The organism is Moorena sp. SIO1G6 (assembly GCF_010672795.1).
Lineage (GTDB): Bacteria > Cyanobacteriota > Cyanobacteriia > Cyanobacteriales > Coleofasciculaceae > Moorena > Moorena producens.
The window spans coordinates 89,592-102,264 of the sequence record NZ_JAAHFZ010000001.1; the positions used below are offsets into that span (position 1 = coordinate 89,592).

Annotated in this window: 7 protein-coding genes; 5 read left to right on the top strand and 2 right to left on the bottom strand. The window is 43.5% G+C overall.

From position 1 onward, the window contains the following. The first annotated feature begins 82 nt into the window (after positions 1-82). The 4 genes from F6K63_RS00410 to F6K63_RS00425 all read left to right on the top strand — a co-directional run bounded on the left by F6K63_RS00410 (position 83) and on the right by F6K63_RS00425 (position 3,630). Entirely contained in the window at positions 83-1,147 is a 1,065-nt protein-coding gene (locus F6K63_RS00410) for an acyltransferase family protein (RefSeq protein ID WP_287310313.1), read from the top strand. Between the two features lie 91 nt (positions 1,148-1,238). Further along, positions 1,239-2,318: an endo-1,4-beta-xylanase gene (locus F6K63_RS00415; RefSeq protein WP_287310315.1), complete on the top strand. Its 1,080-nt coding sequence runs from the start codon at positions 1,239-1,241 to the stop codon at positions 2,316-2,318. A gap of 321 nt (positions 2,319-2,639) precedes the next feature. Continuing rightward, the gene (locus F6K63_RS00420) at positions 2,640-2,789 is read left to right on the top strand and encodes a hypothetical protein (RefSeq protein WP_287310317.1); all 150 of its coding nucleotides are present in this window, start codon (positions 2,640-2,642) and stop codon (positions 2,787-2,789) included. 298 nt (positions 2,790-3,087) lie between these two features. Continuing rightward, the gene (locus F6K63_RS00425; RefSeq protein WP_287310696.1) at positions 3,088-3,630 is read left to right on the top strand and encodes a peroxiredoxin family protein; all 543 of its coding nucleotides are present in this window, start codon (positions 3,088-3,090) and stop codon (positions 3,628-3,630) included. Positions 3,631-3,713: 83 nt separating this feature from the next. On the opposite strand, the gene F6K63_RS00430 is transcribed toward F6K63_RS00425, so the two are convergent. Together F6K63_RS00430 and F6K63_RS00435 are read right to left on the bottom strand one after the other, a co-directional pair. Beyond that, positions 3,714-4,739: a DnaJ C-terminal domain-containing protein gene (locus tag F6K63_RS00430; protein WP_287310319.1), complete on the bottom strand. Its 1,026-nt coding sequence runs from the start codon at positions 4,737-4,739 to the stop codon at positions 3,714-3,716. Positions 4,740-5,199: 460 nt separating this feature from the next. Then, positions 5,200-6,489 carry a glucose-1-phosphate adenylyltransferase gene (locus F6K63_RS00435; RefSeq protein WP_287310321.1) on the bottom strand — a complete coding sequence of 430 codons (1,290 nt, stop codon included), beginning with the start codon at positions 6,487-6,489 and terminating at the stop codon, positions 5,200-5,202. Between the two features lie 430 nt (positions 6,490-6,919). Between F6K63_RS00435 and F6K63_RS00440 the strand changes: the two genes are divergently transcribed. Continuing rightward, positions 6,920-12,673 (top strand): hypothetical protein (locus F6K63_RS00440; protein WP_287310323.1); only part of this gene is annotated, 5,754 nt, incomplete at its 3' end.

A 12,673-nucleotide genomic window follows, 5' to 3' on the forward strand; every position in this document is an offset into this window, starting at 1 on the left:
GTTAATCATAATTTTTATTCCAACCTTTTCGTGAAACCCCTTTGACAATTGGTTCACAACCTTAAATTGTCACCAATGACCTATGATTTATAAAAATAGATTTTTTTTTATTGATATTCTTAAAGCCCTAAGCATTACTGCTGTTGTCTCTTACCACTCAGTTTTTGTTCCTTACTCTACCTATGCTTCTAGTGCTTTACTTATAGACATTTTATTTGCTCCCTTAAGATTTTGTGTGCCAGTATTTTTAACAATCTCTTTTCTATTACTACAACGTGGATTAACTAATCGTCCCAACCAATCAGTTTTAGTTTTACTCAACAAGCGTCTGTCTCGTCTAGCTATTCCTACTGCTTTTTGGTTTAGCTTGGCAGCGGTTCTTAAATTAGCAACAGGCAATTCACCTTTATCAATAAGTATTGCTGTTTTAACAGGAGAAATATTTACAGGTGCTTACTATTTACTAATTATGTTTCAACTTATCCCTATCTTTGTTTTAGCCAAGCATTATATTGATAGTTTTAAAACTCTTATGGCTGCTCTCTTACTTCAAATTATTATTTTCGTTGTTATTCAGGCTTCTCTAGCTGGAATCATTGCACCAGAAATTACTACATTTTTAAAAATTTTTCATCGAATTCCATTATTTTACTGGTTTGCTTACATAGCTTTAGGTGCTTATTTCTATCACAAATTGCCTTTAATCAGGAAAAAATCTGCTCATACTCCAGCTCACATCAAAGTTTTACTTCTATTACTAAGTGGTTTGCTGATGATGGCTGAATATAGCTGGTTGGGAAAAATTACAGCGGGCAATGTTCCACCTTTTGAATACATAATGTTTTCTTGCTTAATTAGCGTACCTGTTGCTTTTCTGTGCTTTAGTTGCGTAGAAGCACAAAAATTCCCTTTACTTGTGACCCAAAGTGTTACCATTTTGTCAAGATATAGCCTAGGCATCTTTTGTATTAATGGTCTCGTGAGTCAAATTTTACTTTCCTTAGGCGGCAATTTTTTTGCGGAAGCTACTTTTGATTTTTCAGAAATATTAGTAATTAAGGTTCTAGGCTGGTTTTTCTTACTTGCCATTTCTCTTTGTTTATCCGTTTTACTAGATAAAATAGGATTAAAGTCTGTGGTTTGCTAATTCTTGATTTAGAATCTTGATTATGAAAAAATATAAATGGTTCACTGTTTTAATATTTATCTCCTTAGCTTTAACTTTAAAAATCTTCACTTTGAGCTCTCCATTAGATAGCCAAGCTAAGATTGCGAAAGAAACTACCACTACTTTTTCAGTCATAAGTCAAACCCAGAATAAGGATAATCAAAAATCAACGAGTACTACCTTGCGTTCTTTAGCCAAAGAGCAAGGAATCAGCATCGGTACAGCGGTTCAGGCTAAACCCTTAAGAGAAGATGAAACTTATCAAGAAGTTCTAGCTCGTGAGTTTAATCTGGTAACACCAGAAAATGCTATGAAGTTTGGACGACTGCATCCCAAACGCGATCGCTATGATTTTACTAACCCTTCTACTATCGTCAATTTTGCCCAAGCTAACCAAATGCAGGTATACGGACATACTTTAGTGTGGCATAACAATTTACCAGACTGGTTAAAGGAAAAAGAATGGAGTCGCCAAGAATTGATCGATATCTTGCGGGAACATATTTATACTGTAGTTGGTCGCTTTCGTGGACAAATAGTTGTTTGGGATGTAGTTAATGAAGCAATTGAAAACAATGGTTCCCTAAGAAAAACCATTTGGCTGCAAGGAATTGGTCCAGAATATATTGAGATGGCATTTCGTTGGGCTCATGAAGCTGACCCACAAGCAAAATTATTCTACAATGACTATAAAGCAGAAGGATTAGGCAAAAAGAGTAATGCCATCTATGCCTTGGTCAAAGATTTGCAGCAACAAGGTGTCCCCATTCATGGTGTCGGTTTTCAGATGCACACTAGCATTAAGAGACCTCCCAATCCCAAAAAAGTCGCAGCCAATATTCAGCGTCTGGGTGAATTGGGTTTAGAAGTGCGGATTACAGAAATGGACGTACAAATCTACAGTGGCAAGGGAACAAGAGAAGAAAAGTTGGCTGCCCAAGCAGAGGTTTATCGAGATATAATGAGTGTCTGTTTAGATGCTCCCAACTGTAAATCTTTTGCAACTTGGGGGTTGAGCGACAATTACTCTTGGATTCCCTACTTCTTTGACCGTCCAGACTCACCCTTACTCTTTGATGAATCCTATCGTCCCAAACCAGCATACAATGCTTTAGTTGAGGAACTCCAACCCGCATTTATCACAAATTGATTTGAACCCAAATCCGCTTTACTGAGACTCTATTCAAAACAATCAAAGTCCTTCTTGCATAGAGAGGATTTTAATATTTTTGTAATTACACTATCAGTAAGCATTCAGCTATTATCAGCATTCAGCTATTATCAGCATTCAGCTATTATCAGCATTCAGCTATTAGCTATCAGTTTGTGAATAAAACAGGTAACCATTTTTTTATCTGAGTTACTGAAAGCTGTTCGCGTAGCGTGGCCTTTGGCCAAGGCTGACCGCTGACCGCTGACCATTGATGGTGTTACAGGTTTACTCGCAGAGGAACGAGATGTAGAGGGGCTGGTGACTCATTTACAACAGCTAGTCGCTCATCCTGAGCAATGGTATGACTTGGTTCAGGCAGGGCGTAAGCATATAGAAGCAGAATATGATGCCCGGATTCAAGGCTCAAGATTGGCAGCAATTTATATAGGATTAAATGCAATGGGTTAGAAAATAAAACCAACTGTTCTGTAGACATCTCCAGGAATTGCTTAGCAATTCCTGGAGATGTCTATTACCCATTACCAAAAAACAGACACTTATCTCTATCAACATCCATATAAGCTGTCACCCATTGAAATTGTGAATCGGTGCTGATGGGAAGATGGGTCCAGTTTTGTGTAAGTCCTGCTGGTTTATGGGTAGCGATCGCCCTTCTTTGCCTAAACTACCTACAGTTGAGGGTGCCTATCGGTAAACTATAACAGTGACTATAAACTATTCCCTCTCCAGGAGAATTGAACCCCTGATGTTCACAGACCTTAACTTTAGTGGCTTAATCAATCAGCGCTTCTTCCACAATTTTGTGCCTGTACCAGCAACTAACGCGCTACAACTCGGAGCAAGGACACCTGATTTTGAGCTACCAGATATTACCAATAACCGTCAGATCAAATTATCCGATTATCAGGGCAAACAACCGGTCATCTTGGCATTCACCCGAATTTTCACAGAAAAGCATTACTGTCCTCTGTGCTTCCCTCACATCAAAAACATCAATGAGAACTACCAACGCTTGACTGAGAAAGGGGTTGAGGTGTTAATGATTACGAGTACAGATATCAAGCAAAGCCAACAAGTTGTTAACGATCTCAGTTTACAAATGCCACTGCTGAGCGACCCCAACTGTAGAACCTTTCGTGCCTATAACCTTGGTCAAGCACTGGGTGCTCCCCTACCTGGCCAATTTCTTTTAGATCAGCTAGGAAAACTCCACTTTCAACATCTATTTTCTTTCCTAAATCCAAATGCCGAAGTAGAGACACTCCTAAATGCCATCGATACCCTCTGATGAGGTACCTTCCATTGTCTTACCCCTACTCCAATTAACCCAACAGGAAAGTCCCTAGCCCCATTGAGCACTGCTAGATATAATCATAGTCGAACTTGGGACAAGTGACTCCGGGGATTGAAGCGGCGACTTTCACGGATTTTTTCATAATACTCCCGCTCCTGATTGGTGAGGTTTTTCGGAGTTACTATCGTAATTCGCACTAACTGATCACTACGTCCACCCTTAGGTAAAGACCAGCCTTTACCCCGTAACCGCAGAGATTGACCAGAACGAATACCAGCAGGAATATTCATACTCACAGAGCCATCTGGAGTTGGTACGTCGATTGAACCACCCAAAACCGCTTCATCTGGTGTGATTGGCACTTCGCAAACCAGATTCTCACCATCGAACTCAAAGAAAGAGTGAGATTTGAGTTCTACTTTCAAATACAAATCTCCCTTTTGCCCATTGAGAGGGTTGACCTGACCCTTGCCTCGCACCCGAATACGACTACCGGGTTTGGCACCAGGGGGAATCTTGACAGTTATAGTTTCACTACCTAGGCTAAAACGCTTTTGGACACCATTAAAGGCTTCAGACCAACTGAGGCTAATGGTTGCTTCCCGGTCAGCACTTGCTCCCGTAGTGTTGTTAAAGCCCGAGGTGCTGCTATAGCCACCAAAACCACCAAAATCATTAAACCCATTAGAGCTAGAAGTACTCGTACGGTAGGAGTAGCTCTGACTACTTCTGCCAGCACCACCGGGCGCACCAGTGCTAAAGCGACCCAGCAATTCATTAATGAATTCGTCAAAGCTGCCGTACTGGCTAAAATCAAAGCCACCAACATCAACACCGACTCCACTACGACCAGACCATCCTTGTCCCGCTTGCTTCCAGTACTGACCAAATTGATCGTATTTCTTGCGTTTGTCCGAGTCAGATAACACTTCGTAGGCTTCATTGACTTCCTTAAAGCGAGCCTCGGCTTGTTTGTCCCCAGGATTCAAGTCCGGGTGGTACTTACGGGCCAAACGCCGAAAGGACTTTTTAATGTCATCAGCACTAGCAGTTTTGCTGACTCCTAGAATGGAGTAATAGTCTTTGAAGTCGGTCGCAGCCATCAAGAGTGTCTCCTAATCGTCTAAGATCGTAAGGGGTAAGTGATTGCCCTTGGATTATGGTTTATCTACCTCAACGCCAGGGTAACAAAGGTTTCAAGTAAACTTAGTTCGGTTCTTCCTCACTGGTGCGATCGCAATTTCCGTACATATTAATACTCTGTTAAGGGTGTTTTGAGCGGTTTTGGCAAGCTCTTAGCTAGCAAGGTCAATGGCTAATGATTAATGACTAATGGTTAATGGTTAATAGTTTTAGTAGTTAATACCTAGCCTAAGATGGTTAATGGTTTTAGTAGTTAATACCTAGCCTAAGCATGTCTAAGCCCTAATCCTTAGGCTAAGCCTGTCTAAAGTAAGCGTGTAAGGGCTGACGGCTGACCGCTAAGGGCTGTTCGCGTAGCGCATATGCTTACAGCGTGGCTAATTTTGATGTGGATGAACTTACCCTTTCCAGCCCATAGAACTAAATCACGGCTCCATGGGGAATTACGGCATTTTTGATCACTACAACAATGCCATTACGAATATAAAATCCCTCACTTTCACAGTTGGCCTCTTCCACACGATCCTTGTTGAAGATTTTGACATTGTTACCGATACAAGCATTTTTGTCGATAATTGCACGACGAATAACGGTATCCTTACCAATTCCTAAAGTCACTTGACCTTGTTCTTGGGCTGATAGACGTTCTGTTAAAGATTGATAGTAGTCAGCACCCATAATTAAAGAGTCCTCAATAACTGTTCCAGCTTCCACTCGCGATCGCAATCCCAATACCGAGTTATTAATGCGGCAGTCTTTGAGAATACACCCTTCCCCAATAATTGACTCTGTTACCCGACAGTCTAAAAGCTTTGAGGGCGGTAGATAACGGGCGCGGGTGTAAATCGGAGCATCTTCCTGATAAAAGCTAAACGATGGTGATGGTTGACGAGTCAGGGATAAGTTAGCATTGTAGAATGCCTCAATAGTGCCGATATCTTGCCAATAATCATTAAATAAATAAGCTTGAATGTTATACTTTGGCATCGAGGCTGGGATAACTTCGTTACCAAAGTCTGTGTGTTCAGAATTAGCTTCGAGCACTTCTTTCATCACTGCTTTACTAAAAACATAAATTCCCATAGAAGCAATGTAAGGACTATTTCTGGCTTCTTCTGGTGTAAGTCCAAGCACAGTAGTATCCACTTGCATTTGTTTGAGCAATTCCCCTGTGGGTTTCTCCCGAAAGTCAATCACTTTGCCCCGATCATTAATTTGCATCAAGCCAAAGCTAGATGCCCGTGTCTCATCAATAGGTACAACCGAGAGAGTAATATCCGCTCCAGTGTCCCGGTGACGTTGGACAAATAAGCGATAGTCCATCCGGTAGAGGTGGTCTCCTGATAGAATTAGGTATTCATCAACATCCCAGCCATTAAATAACCATAGATACTGACGAACTGCATCTGCTGTTCCCTGAAACCAGCTTGGGTTTTCCGCAGTTTTTTGGGCTGGTAGAATTTCAACAAACCCTTCTGTGAAGCCAGAGAAATTATAGGCACGGGTAATGTGGCGATTGAGAGATGCTGAGTTAAATTGGGTTAGGACATAGATTTTGTAAATCTCAGAATTAATGCAGTTACTGACAGGAATATCGATCAAGCGGTATTTACCTGCCAATGACACTGCTGGTTTAGCACGGGGCTTGGTTAGTGGATATAAGCGGCTTCCTGCGCCACCACCGAGAATGATTCCTAAAACTTTTTTCACAAAACACCTCTGAAATGCTCATGCCTGAACAACTCCAGTCTCTGATGGGTGTGGGGCAGTTTTCAAGGGGGGTAAGCCAGTAATTTATTATAAACGCAAAGTTTTCGAGAAGTCTATGTAAAATCCCTAGTTAGCCCCACAGTAAGTTCGGTACTTTCCCGGTGAACAGAAATCGGTCAAGGGGAAGACAATAAAATCGCTGGGTCAAATTAATTGGGGAAAGGTTTTAAGACAAATTGAAACCCGGTCGGGCATTTGTATTGCCAGAGGATGGATAACTCAGATCGACACCTATACCAGTGGGTGTCCGAAATCGCTTTAGCCAATTCCTATTGACCCAAACCCCAAGCCAATTCTGATGCAGCTATCCCTAATTAGCAATTGGTACTAGCTATTGCTATAGGTAACTAACTAAACATTTTGAATCACTATGGCAGACTTTATTCTCTCACAGACAACTATCGAGCTTACTGAAACTAGTGCTGACCAGTCATATACTATTGCCTTAGACACCCCGCCAACTGGAGACGTGACTGTTACCCTCAGAACTGATGGGCAGAGTCAAATCAATGTGGATGGTCAGGGGTTCAGAACCCAACACACCGTCGTAATCAGTGACACCTCAGAAAAAACTGTTACGGTGCGGGTTATAGATGATGCTACTCCTGAAGGTATTCACCCCGGCACCATCACTCACACTGTTACAGCCACAGAGGACGAAACCAACTATCCCGTAAATACTGAACTTACTGGTGTCACCCTTGAAATTACCGATAATGACCCAGGGCTATATATCCAAGGCACCCCCACACCGATTGAAGGGGGTGAAAATAGTACCTATGAATTTGGGTTGAGTACCGCACCCGATGGAGACGTAACAGTCGAAATCGAAACTAGTGATGGTCAGAGTCAATTTAGTTTAGATGGGGGCAACACCTTTGTCTCTTCCGGAGAGATAACCTTTAACGAAACCGACTTCACCACCGAAATCACGGTGCAGGGGATTCAGGACAACACCTTAGAAGGTGAGCACAACAGCACCATCACCCACACTATTACTGAATCCGAGGCAACACAAGCACAATATTCTCCAGGTCAAACTAGACAGGTCTTTCCCAGGATTACTGACAATAACCCAGATCTGCTCACCTTCGATAACCAAACTTTGTCTATTGAAGAGGGTCAAGAGGGTACGTACACCATTAAAGCAGACGGGCTTGATGCAGGAGACATAAAAGTCACCATCAAAGCCAATGGGTCGAGTCTAATCAAGGTAGAAGATGACCAAGAATTTGCTTCCGAGCAAGTCATCAACCTCAATAGCACCACATCCGAAAAAACTATCACGGTGCAGGCTACTGAAGACTCAGATGTCACCGGACCTCAAAAAGTCAGCATTAGCCACGAAATTACTAATTCAAACAGTTCAAACTTTGAAGAGAGCAAGGTTGGAGACGTCACTGTCACTATTGCTGACAATGATCCTGGGGTAATCATCACCCAAGCTACTGGTCAGATTCAAGAAGGTGACGAAAATGAATACACCATTGCTTTAAGCACCAATCCTACTGGGGACGTAACAATCACCCTTGATTCTGATGACGATAGTCAGATCAAATTGCCGGATGGGACTGGGTTTGTAGACCAGGGAACTATCACACTTAGCGATACTACACCCCAAACCATTAAGGTGCAGGCTACTGAAGATAACGACCCATCAGAAGGGACTCCTCACGAAAGTACAATCACCCACACAATCAGTGCTACAGACGATACCGACAACTATCCTACAACCACAATAGATAACGCTACCATTGAGATTATTGATGATAGCTCTGACCTTTTCTTTTTTGATACTTCCCCACTTGGTCAAACTGGTGTTGAAGATAGTGTTGAAGAGGGTAATGAAGGGAAATACACACTTCGATTACTACAGAATCCCGGTGGAGATGTAAGAGTTACTATTCAGGCTGATGACCAGAGTCTGATCAGTATTGAAGGAGGTACCACATTTGCCGACAGCCAAGTGGTTAGATTCAGTGACACATCGGCAAAAACTATCACCGTCAAGCCTAAGGATGACTCAACCGTCGAAGGAGCTCACACCAGCACCATCACCCACACCATTACTGAGGCTCCGGATGGCTCAGATTTTAAAATAAATAGTAAGGTTGGAGATGTCATTGTCACTATTACTGACAATGACCCAGGTCTAATCATCACTCCAGCAACCGAGCCCACTGAGGAAGGTGGAGACTTGACAACCTATCAAGTTGCCTTAAGTACCACCCCCACTGACCCCGTAAGAGTTACTATCACCACAGATGGGGAAAGTGAACTTGCTCTGGATCAGAACAACTTAAACTTTGGCACCAGTCGAAATATCCAACTTAGTGACACTACACCAACCACTGTCACGGTGCGAGGTACAACAGACGACAAGGTAGAAAGTCTTCACACCAGTACCCTCACTCACCAAATTACCGATTCTGTGGATCCGCAATATCCTGAAAGACAGGGAACATGGTCTACTGATATCGAGATTAAGGATGGTACCCCTGGAATGATTATCTCCAATAAGTCTTTGTCCCTCTCAGAGGGTCAAGAGGGTACTTACAGCATCAGTTTAACCACCGAGCCTACCCAGGATGTAACGGTTACTATTACAGCGGATGAGCAAGGTCTGATCAGTGTGGATGGTGAAGAGTTTGCATCACAGCAGGTGATTACCCTCAACCAAAGCACACTGGAAAAAGAAATCAAGGTGCAGGCGGTAGATGATCAGCCGCCGGAAGGGATTCACAGCAGCATCATTACCCACAGCATTGCTTCAGAGGATACAAACTATTCCGATCAGAACACACCCATTGAGGATGTCACTGCCACAATTACTGATAATGATATCGGAATAGTTATCATTGGTACTCCTCAGGTCACTGAAGGCAGTACTGATACCTACGAAATTGGTTTAAGCACTCAGCCTACTGGAGATGTCAAAGTTACTATCACAGCTGATGATGAGACTGAAATCAGTATTGATAATGGTACTAGCTTTGCTTCCACTCAAGATGTTACATTCAGTGACCTGACCCTTAAAACCATTACCGTGCGCGGTAAGGATGATGCTGAATTTAGGAGTCTTCGCGACAGCACCATCAGCCACGAGATTACTGAATCCCAAGACATCACAAACTATCCCCTGGATCTGGAAATTCCAGATGTTATAGCTGAGATTACTGATGATGAGCCTGGAGTAGTTATCATCAGTAATCTCGATCTCACTGAAGGGGATATCGGGACTTACGAAATTGGTTTAAACACTCCTCCTGTGGGAGGTGGTTCAGTAGAAGTCACTATCACCGCTGATCCACAGACTAGAATCAGCACAGATGGTACAAACTTTGCTCCTAGCCTTCCGATCCAGCTCCAAGGAACTACACGACAAACTATCACAGTCCAGGTGGTTGATGACACCGCTGTGGAAGGCGACCACAGCAGCACTATCAGCCATGAAATTACTGGTTCAAGTGATACTACCAATTATCCTCTAGGCCAGGAGATCAAGGATGTTACTATCGACATTACTGACAATGACCCTGGACTAATTTTTGGTGGTGCGATCGCAATTATCGAAGGCGGTGAGGAAGGAACTTACACAGTTGCTTTAAATACTGTGCCTACCGGAGAGGTAACTGTTACTCTAAGCGCTGATGACGATAGTTTAATCAAGGTAAGTGAAGGGGAGTTTGCCTCTGAGCAAGTCATTACTCTCAACCCAGAAAAACTCCAAGAAACCATTAGTGTACAAGCCGCTGATGACGATCTGGTTGAAGGAATTCATACCAGCACTATCAGCCACAAAGTGACTGAAACCGGAGATACCACTAACTATCCTCTAGGAACTAGCGGCTCCTTCAGTGCCACAATTACAGATAATGACCCTGGGATTGTTTTCAGTAAGACCACCTTGTCTGTTGAGGAAGCTCAAGAAGATACTTACACAATTGGCTTAAGCACTGTGCCTACTAGTGACGTAACAGTCACTATCACAGCCGATGACCAGAGTCTAATCAAAGTGGGTGACGGAGAGTTTGCCCCTGAGCAAGAGATTATCCTCAACGCTGAAACCCTGGAAAAAGAAATTACAGTACAGGGATTAGATGATGATCAGGTCGAAGGTGATCACACTAGCAAAATTAGCCATGAAATTGCTTCCGAAGACCTAGACTATGACCTGGGCGAGCTACCAGAAGAAGTCACTGTCGATATTGCTGATAATGACTCTGGGCTGATCTTCAGCCAGGCCATCACGATCACTGAAAACAATGGTTCAGGCACTTACACAGTTTCTTTGAATACTCCTCCCACTGGAGCAGTACAAATTACTATCCAAGCTGATAACCAGAGTACAATTAGTCTCGATGGCATCAACTTTGGCTCTCAGCGAATCATTAACCTCAACCCAGAAAAACTCGAAGAAACCATTAGGGTACGAGCAGTTCAGGATGCTCTGGTAGAAGGTGTTCACACTAGCACCATCACTCACAGAGTTAGCGATACAGAAGATTCTGAGAACTATCCTATCGGACAAGGCCCATCATATACTGCCAATATTGCAGACGATGACCCTGGAATCGTGTTCATGGATGGTCTTGTATCTGTCCAAGAGGGTCAAGAGGGAATTTACACAGTTGCCTTAAGTACCCGACCCACTGGGGATGTAACGGTTAAGCTGACTGCTGATGACCAGAGTGTAATCAAGGTAGATGATGAAGAGTTTGCCAAAGAGCAAGTCATTACTCTCAACGCTGAGACTCTGGAAAAAGAAATCACGGTGCAGCCGGTAGATGATGAGCAAGTTGAAGAAGAGCACAGCAGTCAAATCAGGCAAGAAATTACGGTTTCCGATGATCCAAGCTATGCTGTTGGCTTAGTTGCAGAATTCACTGCCAATATTACTGATAATGATATTGCTCCTGGTCAAGTGTTGATCAGCGAGATTTCCCCTCTGACGGAAGGAGGAGAGGCACAGGAGTATACCATTGCTCTGGACACTGTTCCAGCTGGGGCAGTAGAAATCACCATTACTGCGGATGACAACAGTGAAATAAGTCTCGATGGGCAGAGCTTCGATAATGAAGTGGTAGTGAGCCTAACGGATACTACCCCCACAACCATTACGGTACAGGCAGTAGATGACGAGAGTGTCGAAGGTGAGCATAACACTACCATCAGCTACGCCATTACCAACACCGAGGATTCAGACAAATATCCTGATACTCTCGATATCCCAGCCACCGAGATCACCATTACTGATAATGAGGCAGTTGTTCCTGGTCAAGTGCTGATCACGGAGATTTCCCCGATCGCGGAAGCGGGAGAGTCTGGCACTTATACCATTGCTCTTGACACTGTTCCAGCTGGGGCAGTAGAAATCACCATTACTGCGGATGACAACAGTGAAATAAGTCTCGATGGGCAGAGCTTCGATAATGAAGTGGTAGTGAGCCTAACGGATACTACCCCCACAACCATTACGGTACAGGCAGTAGATGACGAGAGTGTCGAAGGTGAGCATAACACTACCATCAGCTACGCCATTACCAACACCGGGGATTCAGACAAATATCCTGATACTCTCGATATCCCAGTCACCGAGATCACCATTACTGATAATGACGCAGATGCTGCTGGTCAAATACTGATCAGCGAGATTTCCCCTCTGACGGAAGGAGGAGAGGCACAGGAGTATACCATTGCTCTGGACACTGTTCCAGCTGGGGCAGTAGAAATCACCATTACTGCCGATGACAACAGTGAAATCAGTGTTGATGGGGAGATCTACGACAACGAAGTAGTGGTGAGTCTGAGTGATACCAGCGCCAAAACCATTACGGTACAGGCGCTGGATGACCAGAGTATAGAAGGTGAGCACACCAGCACTATCAGCTACGCCATTACCAACACCGGAGATGAGGTCAAATATCCTGATACTCTGATTATCCCAGTCACCGAGATCACCATTACTGATAATGACGCAGATGCTGCTGGTCAAATACTGATCAGCGAGATTTCCCCTCTGACGGAAGGAGGAGAGGCACAGGAGTATACCATTGCTCTGGACACTGTTCCAGCTGGGGCAGTAGAAATCACCATTACTGCCGATGACAACAGTGAAATCAGT

Bases quoted from the DNA above. Each gene is read 5' to 3' on its own strand.
- F6K63_RS00410 (WP_287310313.1), top strand. From the start codon at position 83: ATGATTTATAAAAATAGATTTTTTTTTATTGATATTCTTAAAGCCCTA.
- F6K63_RS00425 (WP_287310696.1), top strand. From the start codon at position 3,088: ATGTTCACAGACCTTAACTTTAGTGGCTTAATCAATCAGCGCTTCTTC.
- F6K63_RS00430 (WP_287310319.1), bottom strand. From the start codon at position 4,739: ATGGCTGCGACCGACTTCAAAGACTATTACTCCATTCTAGGAGTCAGC.